Annotated in this window: 21 protein-coding genes; 12 read left to right on the forward strand and 9 right to left on the reverse strand. The window is 67.2% G+C overall.

What is annotated here, in order from left to right; genetic code table 11:
• The first annotated feature begins 75 nt into the window (after positions 1-75).
• The 8 genes from ppnN to pdxR all read left to right on the forward strand — a co-directional run bounded on the left by ppnN (position 76) and on the right by pdxR (position 9,530).
• Positions 76-1,449, forward strand: coding sequence for a nucleotide 5'-monophosphate nucleosidase PpnN (gene ppnN / locus ACVWZ5_RS01290; protein ID WP_028689370.1), 1,374 nt, complete (start codon positions 76-78; stop codon positions 1,447-1,449).
• A 216-nt stretch (positions 1,450-1,665) separates the two neighbouring features.
• Complete coding sequence (locus ACVWZ5_RS01295; protein ID WP_028689369.1) at positions 1,666-2,316, forward strand: TIGR04211 family SH3 domain-containing protein; 651 nt, start codon at positions 1,666-1,668, stop codon at positions 2,314-2,316.
• 82 nt (positions 2,317-2,398) lie between these two features.
• Positions 2,399-3,619, forward strand: a complete 1,221-nt coding sequence (locus ACVWZ5_RS01300) for a M20/M25/M40 family metallo-hydrolase (RefSeq protein WP_457340352.1) — start codon at positions 2,399-2,401, stop codon at positions 3,617-3,619.
• Positions 3,620-3,625: 6 nt separating this feature from the next.
• Complete coding sequence (gene glcD / locus ACVWZ5_RS01305) at positions 3,626-5,125, forward strand: glycolate oxidase subunit GlcD (RefSeq protein ID WP_062573773.1); 1,500 nt, start codon at positions 3,626-3,628, stop codon at positions 5,123-5,125.
• Complete coding sequence (glcE, locus tag ACVWZ5_RS01310; RefSeq protein WP_280071489.1) at positions 5,125-6,171, forward strand: glycolate oxidase subunit GlcE; 1,047 nt, start codon at positions 5,125-5,127, stop codon at positions 6,169-6,171. Before glcD ends, glcE begins: the two co-directional genes overlap by 1 nt.
• Before the next feature lie 9 nt (positions 6,172-6,180).
• Positions 6,181-7,437, forward strand: coding sequence for a glycolate oxidase subunit GlcF (gene glcF / locus ACVWZ5_RS01315; protein ID WP_096048014.1), 1,257 nt, complete (start codon positions 6,181-6,183; stop codon positions 7,435-7,437).
• A 165-nt stretch (positions 7,438-7,602) separates the two neighbouring features.
• Positions 7,603-7,944: a hypothetical protein gene (locus ACVWZ5_RS01320; protein ID WP_028689365.1), complete on the forward strand. Its 342-nt coding sequence runs from the start codon at positions 7,603-7,605 to the stop codon at positions 7,942-7,944.
• A gap of 152 nt (positions 7,945-8,096) precedes the next feature.
• Positions 8,097-9,530, forward strand: a complete 1,434-nt coding sequence (gene pdxR, locus ACVWZ5_RS01325) for a MocR-like pyridoxine biosynthesis transcription factor PdxR (RefSeq protein ID WP_062573770.1) — start codon at positions 8,097-8,099, stop codon at positions 9,528-9,530.
• Here the strand turns inward: pdxR and ACVWZ5_RS01330 are convergent.
• Together ACVWZ5_RS01330 and ACVWZ5_RS01335 are read right to left on the reverse strand one after the other, a co-directional pair.
• The gene (locus ACVWZ5_RS01330) at positions 9,523-10,716 is read right to left on the reverse strand and encodes a cyanate transporter (RefSeq protein WP_062573769.1); all 1,194 of its coding nucleotides are present in this window, start codon (positions 10,714-10,716) and stop codon (positions 9,523-9,525) included. The genes pdxR and ACVWZ5_RS01330 overlap by 8 nt on opposite strands.
• Complete coding sequence (locus tag ACVWZ5_RS01335; RefSeq protein WP_084942738.1) at positions 10,713-11,171, reverse strand: nucleoside deaminase; 459 nt, start codon at positions 11,169-11,171, stop codon at positions 10,713-10,715. Before ACVWZ5_RS01335 ends, ACVWZ5_RS01330 begins: the two co-directional genes overlap by 4 nt.
• A gap of 196 nt (positions 11,172-11,367) precedes the next feature.
• Here ACVWZ5_RS01335 and ACVWZ5_RS01340 point away from each other — a divergent pair, with 196 nt between their 5' ends.
• Positions 11,368-11,805 carry a carboxymuconolactone decarboxylase family protein gene (locus tag ACVWZ5_RS01340; protein WP_062364339.1) on the forward strand — a complete coding sequence of 146 codons (438 nt, stop codon included), beginning with the start codon at positions 11,368-11,370 and terminating at the stop codon, positions 11,803-11,805.
• Positions 11,806-11,859: 54 nt separating this feature from the next.
• On the opposite strand, the gene argE is transcribed toward ACVWZ5_RS01340, so the two are convergent.
• Together argE and ACVWZ5_RS01350 are read right to left on the reverse strand one after the other, a co-directional pair.
• Positions 11,860-13,020, reverse strand: a complete 1,161-nt coding sequence (gene argE / locus ACVWZ5_RS01345; protein WP_457340353.1) for an acetylornithine deacetylase — start codon at positions 13,018-13,020, stop codon at positions 11,860-11,862.
• A complete protein-coding gene (locus tag ACVWZ5_RS01350; RefSeq protein ID WP_062573766.1) occupies positions 13,013-13,690 on the reverse strand; it encodes a DUF1028 domain-containing protein in 678 nt (225 codons plus the stop codon). The genes argE and ACVWZ5_RS01350 overlap by 8 nt, the downstream gene beginning before the upstream one ends.
• A gap of 285 nt (positions 13,691-13,975) precedes the next feature.
• On the opposite strand from ACVWZ5_RS01350, the gene ACVWZ5_RS01355 reads away from it, so the two are divergent.
• The 3 genes from ACVWZ5_RS01355 to ACVWZ5_RS01365 all read left to right on the forward strand — a co-directional run bounded on the left by ACVWZ5_RS01355 (position 13,976) and on the right by ACVWZ5_RS01365 (position 16,640).
• On the forward strand, positions 13,976-15,292 hold the full coding sequence (locus ACVWZ5_RS01355) for a flavin-containing monooxygenase (protein ID WP_260269883.1): 1,317 nt from the start codon (positions 13,976-13,978) through the stop codon (positions 15,290-15,292).
• Positions 15,292-15,708 (forward strand): RidA family protein, encoded by a 417-nt coding sequence (locus ACVWZ5_RS01360; RefSeq protein WP_029887064.1) that lies wholly within the window; start codon positions 15,292-15,294, stop codon positions 15,706-15,708. The genes ACVWZ5_RS01355 and ACVWZ5_RS01360 overlap by 1 nt, the downstream gene beginning before the upstream one ends.
• A gap of 149 nt (positions 15,709-15,857) precedes the next feature.
• A complete protein-coding gene (locus ACVWZ5_RS01365; RefSeq protein ID WP_081100270.1) occupies positions 15,858-16,640 on the forward strand; it encodes an RHS repeat-associated core domain-containing protein in 783 nt (260 codons plus the stop codon).
• Positions 16,641-16,788: 148 nt separating this feature from the next.
• Here ACVWZ5_RS01365 and ACVWZ5_RS01370 read toward each other — a convergent pair whose 3' ends face one another.
• From ACVWZ5_RS01370 to ACVWZ5_RS01390, 5 genes are all read right to left on the reverse strand, one after another.
• The gene (locus tag ACVWZ5_RS01370) at positions 16,789-17,676 is read right to left on the reverse strand and encodes a pirin family protein (protein ID WP_084942743.1); all 888 of its coding nucleotides are present in this window, start codon (positions 17,674-17,676) and stop codon (positions 16,789-16,791) included.
• A gap of 188 nt (positions 17,677-17,864) precedes the next feature.
• Positions 17,865-19,502, reverse strand: coding sequence for a phosphoglucomutase (alpha-D-glucose-1,6-bisphosphate-dependent) (gene pgm, locus ACVWZ5_RS01375; protein WP_062573762.1), 1,638 nt, complete (start codon positions 19,500-19,502; stop codon positions 17,865-17,867).
• A gap of 79 nt (positions 19,503-19,581) precedes the next feature.
• Entirely contained in the window at positions 19,582-21,837 is a 2,256-nt protein-coding gene (locus tag ACVWZ5_RS01380; protein ID WP_336197238.1) for an ATP-dependent DNA helicase, read from the reverse strand.
• On the reverse strand, positions 21,834-23,489 hold the full coding sequence (locus ACVWZ5_RS01385; protein ID WP_062573760.1) for a VRR-NUC domain-containing protein: 1,656 nt from the start codon (positions 23,487-23,489) through the stop codon (positions 21,834-21,836). The genes ACVWZ5_RS01380 and ACVWZ5_RS01385 overlap by 4 nt, the downstream gene beginning before the upstream one ends.
• 117 nt (positions 23,490-23,606) lie before the next feature.
• Positions 23,607-25,007, reverse strand: coding sequence for a hypothetical protein (locus ACVWZ5_RS01390; protein WP_062573759.1), 1,401 nt, complete (start codon positions 25,005-25,007; stop codon positions 23,607-23,609).
• Between the last annotated feature and the right edge of the window lie 16 nt (positions 25,008-25,023).

Here is a 25,023-nt window from a genome sequence, read left to right on the forward strand (position 1 = left end):
GGCCCTCGTTGCCACGCACATTTGCTTGTATGGTGTTGTCCAAGAAGGATGTTTTACCCGCACAGGAAAGACCAGATGCCCCAACGCAATGTCATCAACGCCTCCGTCAGCCCCAAGGGCAGCCTGGAGACGCTGTCGCAACGTGAAGTCCAGCAACTGAGCGAAGTCGGTACCGGCAGCCTCTACACCCTGTTCCGCCAGTGCGCCCTGGCCATCCTCAACACCGGCGCCCATGTCGACAACGCCAAGACCATCCTCGAGGCCTACAAGGACTTCGAGGTACGCATCCACCAGCAGGACCGCGGCGTGCGCCTGGAACTGCTCAACGCCCCGGCCGACGCCTTCGTCGACGGCGAAATGATCGCCAGCACCCGCGAGATGCTGTTCAGCGCCCTGCGCGACATCGTCTACACCGAGAGCGAGCTGGCCAGCCAGCGCATCGACCTCGAGAGCTCCCAGGGCCTCACCGACTACGTCTTCCACCTGCTGCGCAACGCCCGCACCCTGCGCCCGGGCGTCGAGCCGAAGATGGTAGTGTGCTGGGGCGGTCACTCGATCAGCAGCGAGGAATACCAGTACACCAAGAAGGTCGGCCACGAGCTGGGCCTGCGCAAGCTGGATGTCTGCACCGGCTGCGGCCCTGGCGTGATGAAAGGCCCGATGAAGGGCGCCACCATCGCCCACGCCAAGCAGCGCATGCACGGCAGCCGCTACCTGGGGCTGACCGAGCCAGGCATCATCGCCGCCGAGGCGCCCAACCCGATCGTCAACGAACTGGTGATCCTGCCGGATATCGAGAAGCGCCTGGAAGCCTTCGTCCGCGTTGGCCACGGCATCATCATCTTCCCCGGGGGCGCCGGCACCGCCGAGGAGTTCCTGTACCTGCTCGGCATCCTCATGCACCCGGAAAACCAGGACCTGCCGTTCCCGGTCGTACTCACCGGGCCGCGTAGCGCCGAAGCCTTCCTGCTGCAACTGCACGCCTTCGTCGGGGCCACCCTCGGCGAGGCCGCCCAGCGTCATTACCAGATCATCATCGACGATCCGGCCGAAGTCGCCCGGCAGATGGTCGAGGGGCTCAAGGCGGTCAAGCAGTTCCGTCGCGAACGCAACGACGCCTTCCACTTCAACTGGCTGCTGAAGATCGACGAAGGCTTCCAGCACCCGTTCGACCCGACCCACGAGAACATGGCCAACCTGGCCCTGCGCCGCAACCTGCCGCCCCACGAACTGGCGGCCAACCTGCGCCGGGCGTTCTCCGGGATCGTCGCCGGCAACGTCAAGGACAAGGGCATTCGCCTGATCGAAGAGCACGGGCCGTACCAGATCCGTGGCGACGCGGCGATCCTCGACCCGCTCGGGCGCCTGCTGCAGGCGTTCGTCGACCAGCACCGCATGAAGCTGCCCGGCGGGGCGGCGTATGTGCCGTGTTATGAGGTGGTGGCCTGAGACCTCGGGGGGCCGCCTGGCGGCCCCTTTGCTGGCAGGCCGGCGCTCACAGGGGCAAGCTACACACCACTTCCCGCAACATCCTGCAGACATTTCCCAAGCCAGGCAGTGAACCTGCCTACAAAAAAACGGTCTTTCGCTGACGGTCAATCCACCCGACCGGATCGCCGGCCCAGTCATCGGGCCTTCATTCGTCCTGTTTCAGCGAAGACCAGCATGCCAGACATCCAGCCCGTTCCTCCTGCCCTCACCGTCCTGCGCGGCGGCCTGATCGCCGCCCTGATCGCCCTTGCCGCCCCAGCCCACGCCGAAGAGCCGGCCAGCGATGCGCGCTGGGTCAGCGACAGCCTGAGCACCTATGTCCGCAGCGGCCCCACCGACGGCCACCGCATCGTCGGCACGCTCAAGTCGGGGCAGAAGGTCACCCTGGTCACCAGCCAGGGCAACTACAGCCAGGTACGCGGGCAGAGCGGCGACCTGGTGTGGATCCTCACCAGCGACTTGCAGGCGGTGCCCGGCCAGAGCGAGCGCCTGCCGCAGCTCGACGCCCAGGTGGCCGAACTGTCCGGCCAGCTCAAGACCATCGACGACAGCTGGAAGAACCGCGTGCAGGGCATGCAGGAGACCCTCGACTCGCGCAAGGCGCTGATCGACGAGCTGGAAAGCCGCAACAAGGCACTCAACGAACAGCTCGAGCAGAGCCAGTCGACCCTGCGCGACACCCAGGCACGCCTGGGTGACGAGAACAAGCAGGTGATGATGCGCTACATGGTGTATGGCGGCAGCATCGCCGGCGCCGGGCTGCTGGCGGGGCTGATCCTGCCGGCGCTGACCCGTGGCCGCAAACGTAACGACCGCTGGTTCTGAGCAACGGGGCACGGTCTGGCCTTGGCGATGATTGCGTGACAGGGTCTACGCTAAAGGGTTCACGACAACGAGATCCCTGCCCATGCCCTTGCGACTCTGCTCTTTGACCCTTGCCCTGGCCTGCGCCACCGCCCAGGCAGCCGACCCGACGCCCCAGGCCCTGTTCAGCCAGGCCCAGGCCGAACAGCCTCACTACCTGGAAACCCTCAAGACCCTGGTGGCCGTGGACACCGGCACCGGTACCGAGCCCGGCCTGAAGCAGGTCGGCAACGAACTGGTGAAACGACTGGAGGCTCTCGGCGCCAAGGTCACGACGCAGCCGGCCACGCCTTCGGTGGGCGACAACATCGTCGGAACGCTCAAGGGCAGTGGCGACAAGGACTTCCTGCTGATGGTCCACTACGACACGGTGTTCGGCCCCGGAACCGTGGCCAAGCGCCCGTTTCGGATCGACGGCGACCGCGCCTACGGCCCCGGCGTGGCCGATGCCAAGGGCGGCGTGGCGATGATCCTGCATGCGCTGAAACTGCTGCAGGACCAGCAGTACAAGGGATACCGCACCCTCACCGTGCTGTTCAACCCGGACGAGGAAATGGGCTCGACCGGCTCGCGGCAGCTGATTGCCGAACTGGCGCGCAAGCATGACTTCGTCTTCTCCTACGAGCCGCCCGACAAGGACGCGGTCACCGTCGCCACCAACGGCATCAATCGCCTCAAGCTCGAGGTCAAGGGCCGCGCCTCCCACGCAGGCTCCGCCCCGGAGGCCGGGCGCAACGCGCTGCTGGAGCTGGCGCACCAGTTGCTGCAATTGAACAACCTCGGCGACAAGAGCAAGGGCACCACCGTCAACTGGACCCTGGCCAAGGCCGGGGAAAAAGCCAACATCATTCCCGCCCAGGCCAGCGCCGAGGCCGACATGCGCTACTCCGACCTGAGCGAGACCGAGCGGGTGCAGGAGGATGCCCTGCGGATCATCAAGAAACAGTTGGTGGCCGATACCCAGGTCGAGCTGGTCATGGAAAAAGGCCGTCCGCCGCTGGCCAGGAACGACGCCTCCACGGAACTTGCGCAAACGGCGCGGCAGCTCTACAGCAAGATCGACCGGCAGTTGCAGCCGATCGCCATGCGCTTCGGCACCGACGCCGGCTACGCCTACGTGCCCGACAGCGACAAGCCGGCGGTGCTGGAGACCCTCGGCGTGGTCGGCGCCGGCTTGCATGGCGACGACGAATACATGGAGATCGCCAGCGTGGCGCCACGCTTGTACCTGACGGTGGCGATGATCCGGCACCTGGCGCAGTAAGTCTTCATGAATATCCTTTACGACGAACGTGTCGACGGACCGTTGCCAGCCGTGGACAAGCCGGCACTGCTGGCCGCCCTGCGCGAGGCCCTGCCCGACCTGGAGATCCTGCACCGCGGCGAAGACCTCAGGCCCTACGAGTGCGACGGCCTCTCGGCCTACCGCACGCTACCGCTGCTGGTGGCGCTGCCCGAGCGCATCGAGCAGGTGCAGGCGCTGCTGCGGCTCTGCCACCAGCGCGGCGTGCCGGTGGTGGCGCGCGGCGCCGGCACCGGCCTGTCCGGCGGCGCCCTGCCGTTGAGCCAGGGCATCCTGCTGGTAATGGCGCGCTTCAAGCGCATTCTCGAGGTCAACCCGCAGGGCCGCTTCGCCCGGGTCCAGCCTGGTGTGCGCAACCTGGCGATCTCCCAGGCGGCGGCGCCCCATGGGCTGTACTACGCGCCCGATCCGTCCTCGCAGATCGCCTGCTCGATCGGCGGCAATGTCGCCGAGAATGCCGGTGGCGTGCATTGCCTGAAATACGGCCTGACCGTGCATAACCTGCTCAAGGTGGAAATCCTCACCGTCGAAGGCGAACGCCTGGTGCTGGGCAGCGATGCCCTGGACAGCCCCGGATTCGACCTGCTGGCGTTGTTCACCGGTTCCGAAGGCATGCTCGGTATCGTCACCGAAGTCACCGTCAAGCTGCTGCCCAGACCGCAGGTGGCACGGGTACTGCTGGCCAGTTTCGACAGCGTCGAGGATGCCGGGGGCGCGGTGGCCGAAATCATCGGCGCCGGGATCATCCCGGCTGGGCTTGAGATGATGGACAACCTGGCGATTCGCGCCGCCGAGGATTTCATCCATGCCGGCTACCCGCTGGACGCGGCGGCGATCCTGCTGTGCGAGCTCGACGGTGTCGAGGCCGACGTGCAGGACGACTGCGCACGGGTCGATGCCGTGCTGCGCAGGGCCGGCGCCCGCGAGGTGCGCCTGGCCTGCGACGAAGCCGAGCGCGCGCGCTTCTGGGCCGGGCGCAAGAATGCCTTCCCGGCGGTGGGGCGCATTTCCCCGGACTACTACTGCATGGATGGCACCATCCCGCGCCGGGAGTTGCCACGAGTGCTCAAGGGCATCAGCGAGCTTTCCCGGCAGTATGGCCTGCGGGTGGCCAACGTGTTCCATGCCGGCGACGGCAACCTGCACCCGCTGATCCTGTTCGATGCCAACCTGCCCGGCGAACTGGAGCGCGCCGAGGCCATCGGCGGCAAGATCCTCGAACTGTGCGTGGCCGTCGGCGGCAGCATCACCGGCGAACACGGCGTGGGCCGGGAGAAGATCAACCAGATGTGCGCGCAGTTCAACAGCGACGAGATCACCTTGTTCCACGCGGTCAAGGCCGCCTTCGACCCATGGGGCCTGCTCAACCCGGGCAAGAACATCCCCACCCTGCAGCGCTGCGCCGAGTTCGGCGCGCTGCATGTGCACCACGGACAACTGCCCTTCCCCGACCTGGAGCGTTTCTGATGGACAGGGACTTGAGCCAGGACCTGCAGGAGCAGGTCAACCAGGCGCTGGAGATGCACACCCCGCTGCGCATCCAGGGCGGCAACAGCAAGGCCATGCTCGGTCGCCCGGTAACCGGGCAGGTCATCGACATCCGCGGCCACCGTGGCATCGTCGGCTACAACCCCACCGAACTGGTACTCACCGCCCGCGCCGGCACGCCGCTGCGGGAGGTCGAGGCGACACTGCACGAGGCCGGGCAGATGCTGGCCTGCGAACCACCACACCTGGGCCCCGAGGCAACGCTGGGCGGCATGGTCGCGGCTGGGCTGTCGGGGCCAAGGCGGCCTTGGGCCGGGTCGGTGCGTGACTACGTCCTCGGTACCCGGCTGATCACCGGCCACGGCAAGCACCTGCGCTTTGGCGGCGAGGTGATGAAGAATGTCGCCGGCTACGACGTATCGCGGCTGATGGCGGGCAGCTTCGGCTGCCTGGGGCTGCTCACCGAGGTGTCGTTGAAGGTGCTGCCGCGACCACGCCAGTGCCTGGGCCTGCGCCTGGAGATGAACGTAGGTCAGGCCCTGGGCGAACTCGTCGAATGGGGCCGGCAAGCGCTGCCGATCAGCGCTGCCTGCCATGACGGCGAGACGCTGCATCTGCGCCTGGAAGGCGGCGAAGGCTCGGTGCGCTCGGCCCGCGAGCGCCTGGGTGGCGAAGCGCTCGACACGGGCTTCTGGCACGACCTGCGCGAGCAGCGCCTGGCCTTCTTCGCCGCACCCGCGACGCTGTGGCGGCTTTCCCTGCCCCTTGCCTGCGGCGCACTCGAACTTCCGGGGCGTCAGTTGCTCGACTGGGGCGGCGCCCAGCGCTGGCTGAAGTCTGATGCCCCGGCGTCCGTCATCCGGGCGTTGGCGGCCGAGGCCGGCGGTCATGCCACCGCCTACCGGCCCGGTGATGACAGCAGCGCCCCGCTTGATCCTTTGACGCTGCGCTATCACCAGGCGCTCAAACGCCAACTCGATCCCCAGGGCGTGTTCAACCCTGGCCGCCTGTACGCCGACCTGTGAGGCCACGGCATGCACACACACCTGAGCGACTCCGCCCGCCAACTGCCCCGCGCCGACGAGGCCGAACGTATCCTGCGCGCCTGCGTGCACTGCGGGTTCTGCACCGCCACCTGCCCCACCTACCAGTTGCTCGGCGATGAACTGGACGGGCCTCGCGGGCGCATCTACCTGATCAAGCAGGTGCTCGAAGGCGAGCCGGTGAGCACCAGCACCCAGGCGCACCTGGACCGTTGCCTGAGCTGTCGCAACTGCGAGACCACCTGCCCGTCGGGGGTGGAGTACCACAACCTGCTCGACATCGGCCGCGCCGTGGTCGACCGGCAAGTCCCCCGACCACCGGGGCAACGCCTGCTGCGCGCCGGCCTGCGCGCCGTGGTGCCACGGCCTGGCGCATTCAAGGCCCTGGTGCGCGCCGGCCAGGCCCTGCGCCCCCTGCTCCCGGCCAGCCTCAAGGACAAGCTGCCGGCGCATGTTGTAGCCCCACGCCAACGCCTGACACCGCGCCACGCCCGACATGTGCTGCTGCTCGAAGGCTGCGTGCAGCAGGCCCTTTCACCCAACACCAACGCCGCCGCCACGCGCCTGCTTGACCGGCTCGGCATCAGCGTCAAACCGGTCCATGAGGCCGGCTGCTGCGGCGCCGTGGACTATCATCTGGATGCCCAGGCGCGTGGCCTCGACCGTGCCCGGCGCAACATCGACGCCTGGTGGCCGGCCATCGAGGCCGGCGCAGAGGCCATCGTGCAGACCGCCAGCGGCTGCGGTGCGTTCGTCCGCGACTATGGCCACCTGCTGGAACAAGACCCGCGTTACGCCGCCAAGGCCGCCACGGTCAGTGCCCTGTCCCGCGACCTGGTGCAGGTGCTGCAGGCCGAACCACTGGAGCGACTGGGTGTTTGCACCGAGCAGCGCCTGGCGTTCCACTGCCCCTGCACCCTACAGCATGCCCTCAAGCTCGGCGGTGCGGTGGAAGGCCTGCTGCAGCGCCTGGGCTTCCACCTCACCCAGGTGCCCGATGGCCACCTGTGCTGCGGCTCGGCCGGCACCTATTCGCTGACCCAGCCGACGTTGGCGCGCCAGCTGCGCGACAACCGCCTCAACGCCCTGGAAAGCGGCAACCCGCAGCTCATTGCCACCGCCAACATCGGCTGCCAGCTGCACCTCGGCGGTGCCGGGCGCACGCCGGTGCGGCACTGGATCGAAATCGTCGAGGCGGCGCTTGAGCCCCGCGCTGTCGAGGCGATGGAAATTGTGCCCCGCCCCTGACGCGGATCAAGGCGATGTTCAACCTGGCGCCTGTAATTTCGGAACCCTCCTACCGAAAACACGGAAGCTTCTAGATTGTTGCCACACCGTCGGCAAAACATCATCCGACCTGGAGACGTGACCGCCGCCCCGGCGCGGCCAACCCCATCCAGACGAGGCCATGCCATGCCCGCAAACGCTGATCACCCTACCCGTGAACTGCGCCACACCCTGCGCCAACTGCTGGCCCACGAGGTCAGCAACCCCGATGACAATCCGCACCTGTCCGGGGTGCGGTTCTTCTGTGCCACCGACGAGCACACCCGCCAGTTGATCGAGCGGGTCGAGCTGCTCGCCAGCGAAGCCTTCTTCGATGCCAAGGGCCGCGCCATCCCAGCCCGCATGCGCGAAGCCGCGGTGGACGGCGTGTGCATCCAGCAAAAACGCAAGGCCTGCGAAGACGAGACGGTGATCCGCATCGCACTGCCGGAAAAAGGCTACATCACCATCAGTACCGCCCGACTTTGACTCCTCGTCGCCGGCAAGCCAGATCCCACAGGGTGAACACGGTCCTTGTGGGAGCCGGCTTGCCGGCGATGGGCCGCAGAGCGGTCCCCTTGCAGCCAACGCAATAAACCCCGAAGCTTTTACCCCTCCTGCGCTTCGGACACCCTCCCCCGATGGAACTGCACATCCGCCTCGAAGGCCGCAAAGGCCTGGCCGAACAGCTCTACCAGCAACTGCGCGCCGGTATTGACAGCGGCCACCTGGCCGCCGGCACCCAGCTGCCACCCACGCGTCTCTTGGCCGAACAACTGGGGGTTTCGCGCAAGACCGTGGCCGAAGCCTATTCGCGCCTGACCTATGAAAACCTGCTCAGCGGCGTGGTCGGCCGCGGCACCTTCATTACCCCGCGCCACACACGGCACCAGAGCGATAGCGACAACATCCCGCTGGCCGCCGCCGACACCCTCGAACGCTGGCGCCGGCGCGCCACGGTGCTGGGCCGGCGGGCGCTGGACGCACCGTCGCGCTATGACTTCATCGGCGGCGCCTCGAGCAAGGCGCAGTTCCCCTACGACCACTGGCGCAGTTGCATGAACTACGCCCTGCGCCGCAGCCAGCGCCACCCCGACCGGCAGTTTTCCGCCCAGGGCCTGCCGGAGCTGCGCGAGGCCATCGCCCACCAGATCGCCTTCACCCGCGGCATCCAGTGCGCGGCCAGCGATGTGCTGGTGTGCAATGGCGCCCAGCAGGCCTTGGACCTGATCGCCCGGGTACTGGTCGAACCCGGCTGCAAGGTGGCCATGGAGGACCCGGGCTACCCACCGGCACGCCAACTATTCCTGGCCCTCGGCGCGCGCCTGCAGTCGGTGCCGGTGGACGACCAGGGGCTGTGCGTCGAGCAGATCGAGGACGGCACCCGACTGATCTACGTGACACCCTCGCACCAGTTCCCGCTGGGCATGCCCATGGCCGAGCCACGGCGCCAGGCGCTGCTGGCGCGGGCCGCGGAGCTTGGCGCGCTGATCATCGAGGACGACTACGACTGCGAATTCCGCTACCAGGGGCCGGCCGCCGAAGCGCTGCAGCGCCTGGATCGACATGGCCTGGTGGCCTATGTCGGGACCTTCTCCAAGACCCTGCTGCCGGAACTGCGCCTGGGCTACGCCGTGCTGCCGCCGGCCGTGCTGCAGGCCGCCTGCGTGGCCAAGCACCTGAGCGACTGGCACAGCCCGAGCCTGCAGCAGTGGGCGCTGGCCCGGTTCATCAGCGAAGGTCACCTGAACAAGCACATCCGCCGTTGCCACGAGGTGTACAGCGCCCGCCGCGAGCGGATCCTGACGCGCCTGGGTGGCGACCTGGCGCCGTGGTTCGACGCCGTGCCGGCCAGCGCCGGCTTTCACCTGAGCGCGCTGGCCAAGCCCGGGGTGGATGTCGAGCTGCTGATCAACCTGGCACGCAAGGTGGAGGTCGGTCTTTACTCCCTGGCGCCATTCTTCAGCGAAGCGCCGGTCAGGCCAGGCCTGTTGTTCGGCTTCGGTGCCATCGAACTGCTGGACATCGACCCGGCACTGGACCGGGTCGGCGATACCCTGCAACGCCTCAGTTGAGCGCCGCCGCAGGCGCTCGCCGCTCACCGGCGATGGCCCGGGCATAGCCGTTGGGGGCGAAACGCACGGTCACCAGCAGCATCGCCAGCACCGTGCAGGTCAGCAGGGTCCAGGACGCCTGGAAGTCGCCGCTGACATCACGCAGCCAGCCGGTGATGTACGGCACGATTCCGGTGATGATGAAACCCACGCCCTGGACAAAAGCCGCCAAGCTGCCGGCTTCACCGGGCGTGCGCAGGTGCTCCAGGGTCAGCGTCAGGCTCAGGCTGAAGCACGCGCCCAGGCCCAGGCCGATCAGCGCCACCCACAGGCCCATGGCGCTGGCCGGCGCCAGCAGCAAGCCAAGAAAGCCCGCCAGCTGGATGAGCAAGGCCAGCCACAGCCCCGGCCGGCGATCGGCCAGGCGCCGCAGCAGCAACGGCAGGCCCAGGGCGCCGCAGACCTGGAAGATGGTCATCAACCCGACCAGCTCGCCACCGCCCTGGGCCGTGCCGCCGTGCTCCAGGTGATAGGCCGGCAACCAGGCGACCATGCTCGTGTAGCCGCCGTTGATCAGCCCGAAGTAGAGCGCCAGCAGCCAGGCCCGTCGGTTGCCGAACCAGTGCCCGCCGCCGCCACCGGCCAGGGACGGCGTGTCCTGGCGCGGGCGCAGGGCGATCCACGCCACGATAGCCAGCAGCGCAGGCAGCGCCCACAGGCCAAGGCCGAACTGCCAATGGCCAAAGTGCGCGGTGATCGATGGGCCCAACACCGCCGCCAGGCCACCGCCACTCATCAACGCCGCCGAATACAGCCCCATGGTCGCAGCCAGGCGGCCGGGGAACCAGCGGTTGACCAAGCCCGGCATCATGCCCTGAACCACGGCGACGCCCAGCCCGGCGACCACCGCGCTTGCGATCAGCGCCCAGGCGCTGTCCAGTTGCAGGCGCCACAGGCACGCCAGGGCGATGGCCGCCAGCCCCGCCAGCATGCCGCCATGCTCGCTCAACCAGCGCCGCAGCCAGGGTTGCAGGAGCGGCACCAGGCCCATGCACAGCACCGGCAACGCGGTCAGCAGCGCCGCCTGCTGGTAGCCCAGGCCAGTGCTATGGCGCATCGGTTCGAGCAGCGGGCCGATGCTGGTGAGGATCGGCCGCAGGTTCAACGCCAGCAGCACTACCAGCAACAGGTTCAATGCGCCTCTCATGCTTCGCCGACCTGCTGCCATTCACGGTACAGGCCATTTTCACCCGCCGGTTTCAGTGGGCGCAGGGGCAGGCTCTGCTGCCGAGGCGGGCGGGCCATCTGCGCATACACCGCGGCGGTGGACAACCCATAGGGCTCGCCCTCGTCGTTGTCATAGGCGAACCAGGCGCGCTCGATGCCGCACAGGTGCATGGCGGCCAGGCACATCGGGCACGGATGGCCGCTGGCGTAGATCTCGGCGCCGTCCAGGCGCGCCCGACCGAGCACCTGGGAGGCCTGGCGGATGGCCTGCATCTCGGCGTGGCGGGTGGGGTCCTGGGTACTGTGGATCTCGTTGACGGCACGGGCGATCACCTGCCCCTGATGGACCAGCACGGCGCCGAAGGGGCGGCCACCGGCCTGGATATTGGCGCGGGCAAGCTCAAGGGCCTCGCGCATGAATCGATCTGCGGACATGAAACGGTTCTCAGGTGTTGACCCGCCCATTATCCCGACTCGACCGCCCTGGCAGAAATGAAGAGATTGGATGCCTGTCAGTGCTCATCCGAATGACCGATTGGCCTCCTGGCAAAGCGCGGGATTGGCTATTCGGCGCGGCGCGGCCTGGCGCTAAGGTAGTGCCACTTTCCTCTTGCCGACCTGGAGTTTCACCATGCATGACCGTATCGAATGGGCCAAACACTCACCGGAAGCCTACAAGGCCATGATCGGCCTCGAACAGGCGCTGGTCGCCTCGGGCCTGGAGCACTCGCTGCTCGAGCTGATCCGCCTGCGCGCCTCGCAGATCAATGGCTGCGCCTATTGCGTCAACATGCACGCCAACGATGCGCGCAAGGCCGGCGAAACCGAGGCGCGCCTGCAGACCCTGAGCGTCTGGCGCGAGACCCGCTACTTCAGCGAGCGCGAGCGGGCCGCCCTGGCCTGGGTCGAGAGCCTGACCCGCCTGGCCGAGCGTGGCGCGCCGCAGGACGAGTACCAGGCGCTGCTGGAGCACTTCAGCGCCAAGGAGGTCGCCAACCTGACCCTGGCCATCGCCACCATCAATGCCTGGAACCGATTCGGCGTAGGTTTTGCGATGGTGCCGGCATAAGCCGCCAACGACGCCCGCTCCTGCCCTTGGGTGGGAGCGGACGGGCATGCGCAGTCAGTCCTGTCGCAGATGATCCACCAGCCGACGCAACATGGCATCGCATCCCTTTAGCTGCTCGACACTGACAAACTCGTCGGGCTTGTGCCCCTGCTCCATGCTTCCCGGCCCGCAGACCACGGTGGGGATGCCGGCCTGGTCGAACAAGCCGCCCTCGGTGCCGAAGGCCACCGTGCCAAAGTCGCTCGAACCACTGATCAAGGCCACCAGGCGCGCCGCCTCGCTGTCGGCAGGCGTGGCCAAGCCCGGGTAGGCACTCAACGGTCGCAGGCGGATATCGCTCGCCCCACTCACCGCGCGCATGCGCGGCAGCAACTGTGTCTCGGCGTAGTCCTGCAGCCGATCAGCCACGACCTGGGCCTCGAAGCCGGGCAAGGCACGCACCTCGAAATCGAACTCGCATTCGGCGGGGACAATGTTCAGGGCACGACCGCCCTTGATCACACCGGTCTGTACTGTGGAGAACGGCGGGTCGAAGCGCTCGTCGTGGTACTCGGGACGGGCCAGGTCGTCACCGATCTCGCCCAGCTTGCCGATCAGCCGCGCCGCGTACTCGATGGCGTTGACGCCGTAGGGGGCATAGGCCGAGTGGCAAGCGGCGCCATGTACCTGGCAACGCATGGCCAGCTTGCCCTTGTGGCCAAGCACCGGCTTCAGTTCAGTGGGTTCGCCGATCAGGCACAGCCGCGGCTTGTGCGGGCGCTGCGCCAGGGCGGCGAGCATCGAGCGCACGCCCAGGCAGCCGACTTCTTCGTCATAGGAAAACGCCAGGTGCACCGGCAGCTCCAGCGGCTGGGCGAGCAACGCCGGCACCGCCGCCAGCACCGAGGCGATGAAGCCCTTCATGTCGGCCGTGCCGCGACCGTACAGGCGCCCTTCGCGCTCAGTCAGCCGGAACGGTTCGACGCTCCAGGCCTGGCCCTCCACCGGCACCACGTCGGTGTGCCCGGAGAGCACCACGCCGCCACGGTCGTCGGGGCCGATGGTGGCGAACAGATTGGCCTTGGTGCCCTCTTCGTTGTGGAACAGCTCGCTGGCGACACCAAGCCCGGCCAAGTAGTCGCGGATGAAGGCGATCAGCTCGAGGTTGGAATCGCGACTGACCGTGGCGAACCCGACCAACCGTTCCAACAGCGCACGGCTGGAAACCTCATTCATCGCCCGGCACTCCATAGCTTGGCGCGGCGGTCGGGTTCAGGGCGCGGGTCACATAGTCCTGCATCTGCGGGCGGTAGGCCTGCCAGAGGTTGTCCAGCTCGGCGATGGGATCGTGCTCGGTCCAGTCCACGCGCAGGTCCACCAGCGGCCAGGTCAGCTCGCCGGCAATCTTCAACGCCGCCGAGTGCACCGGCCCCGCCTCGCCACCGGCGGCCATGGCCGCGTGCATCGCCGCCAGCAGGCGGTCGGCCAGGTGGCCGCCGGCCTGTTCGAACGCCGCCACCATGGCCTCGATCACCGCCTGCGACGACAGCAGGTTGCCGGCCGCGGCGCATTGTTCGCCGGCCACGGCGTTGTGCACGCCCAGGGCCTCCTTGCCGGTGAACAGCCCCACCTGGCCCTGGCTGTCGATCACCGTGACCTGGCGATACTCGCTCCAGCCATTGGCGCTCAGCACCCGGTCCAATGCCGCGGCGGGCGGCAGCTGGCCCTGCTCGAGAGCGTCGAGGATCTGCGGGCCGAGGGCCGGCAGGGTGATGTTCTGGGTGGCCACGGCACCGACCCCGGCCCGCACCCATGGGCAGCGGGCGCCGACGGCGATGCTCGATGAACTGATGGCGATGCCGACCTGGCCGGTTTCCTGGCAGCGGCCGATGATGGAGAAGGTCATGGTGCAGCTCCTGTGTTGGGGTTACCGGCATTCTCGGTGGGCCCCGGGAGCTGCGAAACCAACATTTTCCTCGGCACTGGGCAGGAAAAAACTAAGGCCGCTCCACAGGGTCCTGCGCCCCCCTGGAAACCGCTGCAGCCCATTGCCAGGAGAGCCTTCGCCAATTTATCGGCAACCCCCAACTAAATACTATTTTCGCGATTTCCCGCCCGTCCCTAGTCTGGCCCCAGGCAAAGGCGGTCCCCACCGACCTGAACAAGAACGCCGCTGAAGAAGGGCTGGGACATGACACTGAACAACATCGAAATCGACACCCTCGTGGTCGGCGCCGGCCAAGCCGGCGTGGCCATGAGCGAACACCTGAGCAAGCTCGGCGTGCCGCACCTGGTGCTGGAGCGCAAGCGCATCGCCGAGGCATGGCGCACCGGACGCTGGGATTCGCTGGTGGCCAACGGACCGGTCTGGCACGACCGCTTCCCGGGCCTGGAATTCGACCTCGACGCCGACGCCTTCGCCGGCAAGGACCAGGTTGCCGACTACTTCGAACAGTACGTGCGCAAGTACAACCTGCCGGTACGTACCGGGGTCGAGGTGAAGAAGGTGGTGCGCAATGCCGACCGCCCAGGCTTCACCATCGACACCAACCAGGGCGTGATCCGAGCCAACCGCGTGGTGGCCGCCACCGGCCCGTTCCAGCGCCCGGTGATCCCGGCCATCGCGCCCAAGGACGAAGGCCTGCACCAGATCCACTCCGCCGCCTACTTCAACCCGCAGCAACTGCCCGAAGGCGCGGTGCTGGTGGTCGGCGCCGGCTCCTCCGGGGTGCAGATCGCCGAGGAACTGATGCGCGCAGGACGCCAGGTGTACCTGTCGGTCGGCGCCCATGACCGTCCGCCGCGCAGCTACCGCAACCGCGATTTCTGCTGGTGGCTGGGCGTGCTCGGCGAGTGGGACGCGGAGATCGCCAAGCCCGGCCGCGAGCACGTGACCATCGCCGTGTCCGGCGCCCGCGGCGGCCACACCGTGGACTTTCGCGCCCTCGCCCACCAGGGCATGACCCTGGTCGGCCTGACCCAGTCGTTCGAGGGCGGCGTGGCCCGCTTCCAGGACAACCTGGCCGAGAACATCAACCGCGGCGACGAGAACTACCTGGCCCTGCTGGACGCCGCCGACGCCTATGTCGAGCGCAACGGTCTGGACCTGCCGGAGGAGCCCGAGGCCCGCAAGCGCCTGCCCGACCCGGCCTGCGTCAGCCAGCCGCTGCTGGAACTCAACCTCGCCGAGGCCAACGTCAGGAGCATCATCTGGGCCACCGGCTATGGCGTGGATTTCAGCTGGTTGCAGGTGGACGCCTTCGACGCCAACGGCAAGCCGCAACACCAGCGCGGCGTATCGAAGGAGCCGGGCGTGTACTTCCTCGGCCTGCCCTGGCTGTCGCGCCGCGGCTCGTCATTCATCTGGGGGGTGTGGCACGACGCCAAGCACGTCGCCGGACACATCGCCACCCAGCGCACCTACCTGGCCTACCGCGACCGCGAGCAGCGCGCGGCGGATGAGCAGCAACCCTCGATCAGCAACGTCAGCACCTTCGGAGCCCTCTGATGCCTACCCACACTCGCATCCGCATGTTCAACACCAAGGCAACCTACCCCAACCAGACCCTGGACAACGACCTGTGCCAGGCGGTACGGGCCGGCAACACCATCTACGTGCGCGGGCAGGTCGGCACCGACTTCGAAGGCCGGCTGGTGGGCCTGGGCGATCCACGGGCCCAGGCCGAACAGGCGATGAAGAACGTCAAGCAGCTGCTCGAAGAGGCGGGCTCTGACCTGTCGCATATCGTCAAGACCACCACCTACATCACCGACCCGCGCTTCCGCGAGCCGGTGTACAAGGAAGTGGGTAAGTGGCTCAAGGGGGTGTTCCCGATTTCCACCGGGCTGGTGGTGGCGGGTTTGGCCCAGGCTGAGTGGCTGATGGAAATCGATGTGATCGCGGTGGTGCCGGATCAGGCTTGATCATGAGCAGTACAGGGGGCCGCGTTGCGGCCTCATTGGGCCTGCCAGTAGCAAGAAGAGGGGCAAAATGGCACCTGATAATTTTGCCAGTTCCAGTATCGAGCGTTGATGCCTAAATTATCTTGCCCAGCCCCTAATCAGGTAACCCCATGCCGACCGCAACAATCCTATTGGCGGCAGATAGGCCAAGGTCCATTCTGTGGTGCAGCAAAGACCAGCAATCTCATGCACTCACCTACACCGCTTATGGGTATTCAGGGCCTGTCGGCATAACAAGCGCTGCACTCGGTTTCAATGGCCAGCATCGCGACTCATTGACTGGACGCTACCTTCTCGGTAATGGCTACCGGGCGTTCAGCCCTGTGCTGATGCGCTTTCTCTCAACCGACTCGCTGAGTCCGTTCGGGGCGGGTGGAGTGAGTGCTTATAGCTATTGCGCCGCAGATCCCGTCAACAAGGTCGATCCTTCAGGCCATCTCTTCCTGAAAGTGATTCGTATGGAGCCAGACATATTGACGTCAATCGTCAATCATCTTGAACTCCCCGAGCTATTTGCTCTTTCGAGAACCTCATCTGAGATAGCCCAGCAGAATGCTCCCAGGCTCACCGCACGCATAATGCAGTTACCAGACCGCGCCAGAGATATAGTGTTCAAGACCGACGGCGCTTCAGGCATGACAGCTTCGCAGAAAGCAAAACTTGAGATCCCGCCGCTCCCCTTCTTTAACGACATCAAGCGGATCGAACGGCTTGGTGGCCCCAAGAGAATGCTGAAAGAAATTCGAGAAGCAAGATGGGCCCGTTCGAACGAGCCAATCTCTTCAAGCGATTCGACACCTTACGGGTCGGACTCAGAGGATGAGATGCAGCGTGTCAACGAGGGAATCAGAAGAGCCATCCACGGCCCTCAACTCTGGACCTTTACCAGATAGTTGGCCCAAGCCGAGTGGCTGATGGAGACTGATGTGGTCTCGGTGGTGCAGACCAGGCATAAAGCGTTGAAACTAAATCACGGGGCAAGCCCGCCCCCACTCCAAGATGAACTCCTGGCGTGGAAGCGGGCTTGCCCCGCGATGGGTGCTATCGGGCAACGACGCGCTCGGCGCCCCCTACCTGCCCGAACCGTCCGGCCTGGAAATCATCGAACGACTCGGCGATTTCCGCCTGGCTGTTCATCACGAATGGCCCGTAGCCAACGATGGGCTCGTCGATCGGCTCGCCGCTGAGCAGCAGCACGCTGACCTCCTCCAGCGCCTCGACGCGCACATCGCTGCCATCGCGCTCCAGCAGCACCAGGCTGGCCGGGCCGACCTCGCGCTCGTCGTTGACCCGCAGGTTGCCGCGCAGCACCACCAGCGCGGCATTGCGCCCGGCGGCCAAGGGCAGTTGCAGTGTGGCGCCGGCCTTCAGCCGCAGGTCCCAGACATCCATCTCGGTGAAGGTGCGCGCCGGCCCTTGATGATCCAGGTAGCGTCCGGCAATCACCCGCAGGCTGCCCGCCTCGCCTGCCAGCGCCACCACGGGAATGTCGTTGGCCAACAGCGTCTGGTAGCCCGCCGCGGCACGCTTGTCCTTGGCCGGCAGGTTGACCCACAGTTGCACCATCTCCAGGGTGCCGCCGCTGCGGGCAAAGGCCGGGGAATGGAACTCCTCGTGGATGATGCCGCCCGCGGCGGTCATCCACTGCACGTCGCCCGGCCCGATCAGGCCGCCGGCGCCGGTGGAGTCCCGGTGCTCCAGCTCGCCCTGGTAGACGATGGTCACGGTCTCGAAGCCGCGATGCGGATGCTGGCCGACGCCGCGCCGGTCCGTGGTCGGGGTGAAGTCGTGGGGGCCGGCGTAGTCCAGCAGCAGAAACGGGCTGATGTGCCGGGCCAGATGGTCATAGGTGAACAGGCTGCGCACCGGGAAGCCGTCGCCCACCCAATGGGCGTGGGGGCTGCGGTGGATACCCTGGATCTTTTTCATGAGAAGCCTCCTGTTTGATGGGTATCACCTTACAGATGAGACTAATGGTTCGGTAGACCGCTAAAATGGCATAGATCGTTCCAAAAATGGAACAACCAAATGTATCGCGGGGCAAGCCCGCTCCCACGAGGCCAACGTACATAGGCACTGTGGGAGCGGGCTTGCCCCGCGATGGGCATCAGCGTCGATCAGGCGATCGCCGCATCCACCAGCACCTGGGCTTCGGCCACCAGGCGCGCAAGGTGCGCCTCGTCGATGAAGCTCTCGGCGTAGATCTTGTAGATGTCCTCGGTGCCCGAAGGACGGGCGGCGAACCAGCCGTTCTCGGTCATCACTTTCAGGCCACCGATGGCCTGGTTGTTGCCCGGCGCATGGCTGAGGATCTGCTGGATCGGTTCGCCGGCCAGTTCGGTGGACTTGACCTGCTCCGGCGCCAGCTTGCTCAGCAGCGCCTTCTGCCGTGCATCGGCCTTGGCCTCGACGCGAGTGGCGTAAGGCTTGCCCAGCTTGGCAGTGAGGTCGGCATAGATCTGGCTCGGGTTGCGCCCGGTGCGGGCGGTCATCTCGGCCGCCAGCAGCGCCGGGATCAGGCCGTCCTTGTCGGTGGCCCAGACGCTGCCGTCCTTGCGCAGGAACGAGGCGCCGGCGCTCTCTTCGCCGCCAAAGCCCAGCGAGCCGTCGAACAGGCCCTGGGCGAAGAACTTGAAGCCCACCGGCACTTCGTACAGGTCACGGCCCAGCGCGGCGGTGACCCGGTCGATCAGGCCACTGGAGACCACGGTCTTGCCCACGGCCGCGTCGCTGCGCCATTGCGGGCGGTTGCGGTACAGGTAGTCGATGGCCACGGCCAGGTAGTTGTTCGGTTGCAGCAGGCCGTCGGCGGTGACGATGCCGTGGCGGTCGTGGTCGGGGTCGCAGGCGAAAGCCACGTCGAAGCGCTCGCGCAGGCCGATCAGGCCCTGCATGGCGTACGGCGAGGATGGGTCCATGCGGATCTGGCCGTCCCAGTCGACGGTCATGAAGCGGAAGGTCGGGTCGACCTCGGTGTTCACCACTTCCAGGTTCAGCTGGTAGCGCTCGGCGATGGCCGACCAGTAGCGCACCCCGGCGCCGCCCAGTGGGTCGACGCCCAGGCGCAGGTTGGCGCCACGGATTACCTCGAAGTCGATGACGTTTTCCAGGTCGGCGACGTAGCTGCTGACGTAGTCGTGACGCTGGGTGGTGGGTGCCGCCAGCGCCTGCTTGTAGTCCATGCGCTTGACACCGGCCAGGTTCGCCGCCAGCAGCTCGTTGGCCTTGACCTCGATCCACTTGGTCACGTCGCTGTCGGCCGGGCCGCCGTTGGGCGGGTTGTACTTGAAGCCGCCGCTCTGCGGCGGGTTGTGCGACGGGGTGATGACGATGCCGTCGGCGAGGCCCTGCTGCCGGCCACGGTTGTAGCAGAGGATGGCGTGGGACACCGCCGGGGTCGGGGTGTACTCGTCATCCTGGCTCAGCATCACCTGCACGCCGTTGGCGGCCAGCACTTCCAGGGCGCTGGCCGCGGCCGGCGCCGACAGCGCGTGGGTGTCGGCGCCGATGAACAGTGGGCCATCGATGCCCTTTTCCTGGCGATACAGGCAGATAGCCTGGGTGATCGCCAGCACGTGGTACTCGTTGAAGCTCAGATCGAACGACGTGCCGCGGTGGCCCGAGGTGCCGAAGGCCACGCGCTGGGCCGCCACCGCGGCGTCGGGACGGCCGGTGTAGTAGGCGGTCAACAGGCGGGGAATATCGACCAGCACGCTGGCCGGAGCCGGCTTGCCTGCCAAAGGACTGAGCGTCATGCGGAACCTCGAAATCAACAGAAGTAGGTGTTGGAACGCGCAGTGTACTGGGAGTTTCAGCGCCAGGCGATGGCGGCGTTCACCCCAGTTGCCACCAACCGGGGAACATCTGCCGCACCCGGGGTTCGGCGAAGCGCTCGTCGATCAGCATCAGCACGCCACGGTCCTGGTCGCCGCGGATCACACGGCCGGCGGCCTGGATCACCTTGCGCACGCCCGGGTACAGGTACGCGTAGTCGAAACCGGCGCCGAACTGGCGGCCCAGGCGCTGCTTGAACTGCTCGTTGACCGGGTTGACCTGGGGCAGCCCGAGGGTGGCGACGAAGGCGCCGATCAGGCGCGTGCCGGGCAGGTCCACGCCCTCGCCGAAGGCGCCGCCGAGCACGGCGAAGCCCACCCCCTGCCCGTGCTCCACGAACCGCGCCAGGAACGCCTCGCGCCCGGCCTCGTCCATGCCGGGCGCCTGGCACCAGATGGGCAGTGCCGGGTAGCGCTCGGCCAGCAGTCGCGATACCTGGTCGAGGTATTCGAAACTGCTGAAGAAGGCCAGGTAGTTGCCCGGCTGGCAGGCGAACTGAGCGGCGATGAGTTCGACGATCGGCGCCAGCGACGCCTGGCGCTGCTGGTAGCGGGTGGACACCTCGCTGACGATGCGCACCTGCAGCTGCTCGGCCCGGAACGGCGCGGCGACCTCCAGCCAGGCCGTATCGGCGGGCATGCCCAGCAGGTCGCTGTAGAAGTGCCGCGGATTGAGCGTGGCGGAAAACAGCGTGACGCTGCGCGCCGCGCTCATTCGCGGCCCCAGCAGCCGTGCCGGCACCACGTTGCGCAGGCACAACGTGGCCAGGCGCCGCCCCCGTGGGCCGTTGCGCGGGCTGATATCGAACAGGAAGTGCTCGTCGAACAGCTCGGCGATGCGGCTGAACTGCAGGGCCTGGAAGAAGAACTCCAGCACCTTGGGCTCGACCTCGGCGGGTGCCTGGTTCATGCGTTCCTGGATCAGCCCGATGCATTGCTGCAGGGCGCGCAGGAAGGTGTCCGGCAGTTTTTCGCTGGCTTGATACGGCGCCACCTGGGCCTTGTACAGCGCGTTCCACTGCCGGTTGAGCCGGTCGAGGGCACTGCCGAGTCCGGCCGGCTTGCTCTGGCGCAGTGCCAGCAACTGGCCCTGGTCAAGGCTGGCACTGTACATCTGCCGTCCCCGCTCCACCAGGTTGTGCGCCTCGTCCACCAGCACCGCCGTGCGCCATTGGTTGGCCTGGGCCAGGCCGAACAGCAAGGCATGAGCGTCGAAGTAGTAGTTGTAGTCGGCCACCAGCAGGTCGACCCAGCGCGCCATTTCCTGGGCCAGGTAATAGGGGCAGACCTGATGCGCCAGGGCCACCTCGCGCAGGCTGGCGCGGTCGAGCAGCGGCACCTGGGCGGCGGCTTCGCGGGCGGCCGGCAGCCGCTCGTAGAAGCCCCGCGCCAAGGGGCAGGACTCACCATGGCAGGCGTTTTCGGGGTGCTCGCAGGCCTTGTCGCGGGCGATCAGTTCGAGGCTGCGCAGCGCCGGCTGCGGCGACGCCCGGGTAATCTGGCGCAGAGCGTCGAGGGCCAGGGCCCGGCCCGGGGTCTTGGCGGTGAGGAAGTAGAGCTTGTCCAGTTGCTGCGGCACCACGGCCTTGAGCAGCGGGAACAGGGTACCGAGGGTCTTGCCGATGCCGGTGCTGGCCTGGGCCATCAGGCAGCGGCCGGTGCTCACGGCCTTGTACAGCGTCTCGGCCAGCTGGCGCTGGCCCAGCCTGAATTCGGGATAGGGGAATGTCAGCGCGCCAAGGTCCCGGTCCCGCTCGCTCAACCGTCGCTCCTGGGCCTGCGCCCAGGCCAAAAAGCGCTGGCACTGGGTCTCGAAGAAGCGCTTCAGGTCATCGGCCTGGTAACGCTCGCTGATCAGCGTCTGGCCGTCACTGTCGACGTCGAGGTAGACCAGCGCCACGTCGATCGCCGGCAGTTGCCGTGCCTGGCACAGCAACCAGGCATAGACCTTGGCCTGGGCCCAGTGCAGCAGGCGGTGATTGTCGGGCTGCCTGGCCAGGTCGCCGCGATGGGTCTTGATCTCCTCCAGGCGGTTGCACGCAGGGTCGTAGCCATCGGCGCGGCCGCGTACCCGCAGCCCCTGGTACTCGCCCTCCAGCGCCACCTCCGACTCATAACCAGCGGCGCGCCGCGCCACCACCCGGCGGTGCCCGGCGATGCCCTCTTGGGCGGTGGGCGACGGGGTGAAACGCAGGTCGAGGTCGCCGACCTTGGCGCTGAACTCACAGAGTGCGCGTACGGCCACGGTGTAGCTCATGCCGATACGCCCCCCTTCCAGCGCACATGGCATACCGCGACCGGCAGACCGTGGGCATGGCAGAACTCGAGCCAGCGCAGTTGGTTGTCCTGCAGGCGATCGCCCGGCCCCTTGACCTCAACCATGCGATAACCGCCCTGCCCCGGCCAGAACTGGATCAGGTCAGGCATGCCGGCGCGATTGGCGCGGATATCCTGCAGCAGGCGCAGGAAGCAGGCCTTGAGGTGCGCGGGCGGCAGGTATTCGAGTGCCTGTTCGAGCAGCGTCTCATCGAGCATCTGCCAGAACACGAAAGGCGACTGCAGGCCCTGCTTGGCCTGGAAGCAGTCAAGGATGGCCTGGCGATGACTGCCATCGTCCAGGCGCCCGAGGCAGACGTCGAACAGTGCCGCGCGGCGCTGCTGGAAGTCGACGTCGTGCAAGTCCTGAGGTCCGCTCTGGAACGGGTGGAAGAACGCCCCCGGCACCGGGGCGAAGACCGCCTCCCAGCACAGCAGGCCGAACAGGCTGTTGAACAGGGCGTTCTCGACATAGTGAACACTGCCGCCTTCCTGCTCCAGGTGCTGACGCACCGCCTCTTCCACTCCCTGTGACGCAAGTTCCGCCGGCAGTTCCAGTTCGATAAGCATCACCGCCTCGCTGCGCCGGCGCGGCTGTGCCGGACCGCCCAGCTTGCGCATCAGGCGTGGCAGCAGGCGCTCCAGGGCCTGACGCTCCAGGGCGTTGGCCGGTGCCAGGGCCATATGCTGGGCCAGGGCGTGAGCCTGCGGCCATTGCTCGCTGCGCTCGTAGACCCGGACCTGGCGAATACGTGCCTCGGGGTGCGCGCAGTCAGCGTAGATCCGCAGCGCCAGGTCCCAGTCCCCCAGGCGCTCGCACTGTTGGCCGAGGCTGAACAGCAGGCGCGCCCGGCGCCGGGTCAGCCAGGGGTTGCTGTCGTCGAACCCGTCCAGCGCCGCGAGCAGCTCGGCGGGCGCGGCACCCTGCTCCAGGCGCTCGGCGCACTGGTGCAGGGCCATGGCCAGGTCGACTTCGGCGCGCTGGCGCAAGGCCCGCGAGTCGTCGCTGAATGCCACCTGTTCGTAGCGGAACACCCCCAGGTCGGCCAGCACGAAGTCCGACCAGCTCTGGTACAGGTTGCCGAAGAACAGCAGGCGCAGGCGGTCGCACAAGGGCTGCTGGCACCAGTGCAGGATCCGCACGGGGAAATCGGGGCACCACTGGGCCAGTGGACCGGGTGGCAAGCCCAAGGCCTGCAACTGCTCCAGCAACTCGGCCTTGCCGGCGCGCGGTCGGGGAAGCTGCCCGGCGAAGTACGTCGCCAGCTCATCCTTGCGCAGTAACGCCCACAGCTGCTCCACCGTCATCGGCGCGTCGTCGGCGACCCAGCCCAACACCAGCAACGGCGCCACGGCCGCCTCGGTATCGCCGATCTCGGCGTAGTCGAGCTTGTCGCTGCGAAACAGCTCGCCCTTGCGCATGACCATGCGCACCAAAAGGGCCTGGCTGGGCACCGGCAGTTCGCTGAAAGCCTGGATGAAACCGTGCTCGTGGCGATCCAGCAGGTCGGCATAGCGCTGCCCGACCCAGCTCAGGACCTGGCGGAAGTTATGCAGGTAGTACAGGGGATCATCGACGGAATGGGCGATCACGGTGCGAGTCGGGTGCTGGGAAACAAGCACTGGTTATACATACAGACCGCATGCCTGGGCAAGCGTACTGGATCGACGGTCACCCGATCCCTGCGAGCGCTGGCCCAGGCAGCAGGCCTACTCGGCGGCGCGCAATAGCGGATAGCCACCGTCCGGGCTGGCCGGCAGGAGCCGCAACCCCAGGTCGCGCCGTCCCAACAGCTGGAACAGGCGCCGGGCCTGGTGACTGAGCGTACCGGCATAAAGCCCCCGCAACTGCGCAAGCTGCAGGCCGCTGGTTTCAACCAGCCACTGGCTGACCGGCTCCGGGCAGGGCCGCCCCTGCAAGGCACAGTGCAGGTACGGCAGTGCAACGCGCATGCCCGGGTGACAACGCAGCACGAAACTCTCAAGGTTGTACCCTCCCGCCTCGAACGGGGTGAACAGCTGGCAGACCAGTTGCGCCTCGCTCACGCCATAGGCGCCAAGCAGGCGCGCCTGTGCCTCGCCGCGCAAAGCCCGGCCCTGGGGCCAGGCAACCGAGGGCCGGCGCAAACGCTGGAAGTACGCCTGGCTGCCTTCGCGATAGCTACGCAGGTCCAGGTACTGCGATTTGAGCCCATGCAGGTGGGCCAGCGGCAAGGGATCGAACAACCCCGATGGCCCCTGGGCCTGGCTTTCCTGGGCATCCTGCCGGCCGAGCATGCGGTCCAGCGGCCCACCGTCGTCCGGGTGATGCAACAGGTCCTCGGCCATCACCAGGCGCGGCTCGCCGCCGCGCTGGCGGAGCACGGGTGAAGTCGGCGGTTGCCAGGGATCGGCCAGCACCTCGCCCAGCTGCTCGAGCCCCGCCGCCAGCACGTCGTGGGGCGTCAGGGCCTGCGCCACTTCAACGGTATGGCGCAGGCAGCGTCTGCCCCAGGCCAGCAGACGATGGCGCTCAGCGAACGGCACGGTGCTGATCAGGATCTGTTCGCCAGCCTCCCCCGCCAGCGCCTGGCCCAGGCTGTTGGCCAGCTCCAGGTAGCCCCTGGCGCCGAGTATCGCGTCCGGCTGCCCGCCAACCAGATGGCCGAACAGCAACCAGGCGTTGCCTGCATCGGCCAGTTGCTCGCCCGAGCAGGCCTGGCGTGCACCGAACGGGCCAAGTTGCCCGCCGTCGGCTCGCAGCAGCTCCACCCGCGGATCGTCATGCAGGAACAGCGCGCTGAAACAACGGTCGTGAAGGGCCAGGGCGGTATCGTCGAGGGTCGGCAGGCGGGCCGCCAGTACGCGCAGGCGGAAGGTCGCGCCATGGCGCAGGGCGATGCTCAACTGCGCGGCGCGCAGGCAGGCCAGCAAGTGCGCGCTGCGCCGGTCGACGCCGTGCAGCACCAGCACCCGGACGTTACCGACGTATTCCTGGCCGCCGGCGATGACCAGCAATCGCTGGACCAGCAGTTGCACCGAGGCGCGCTGGGCCTGGGTCATGTGCTCCAGCAGGCGCTGCAGGACTTGCTGGTAGACATAGTGCATGGCTTGGTCGTGGGTCTCGGTCATGCTATCGCTCCATCTC

It is taken from the genome of Pseudomonas sp. TE6283 (assembly GCF_054060555.1).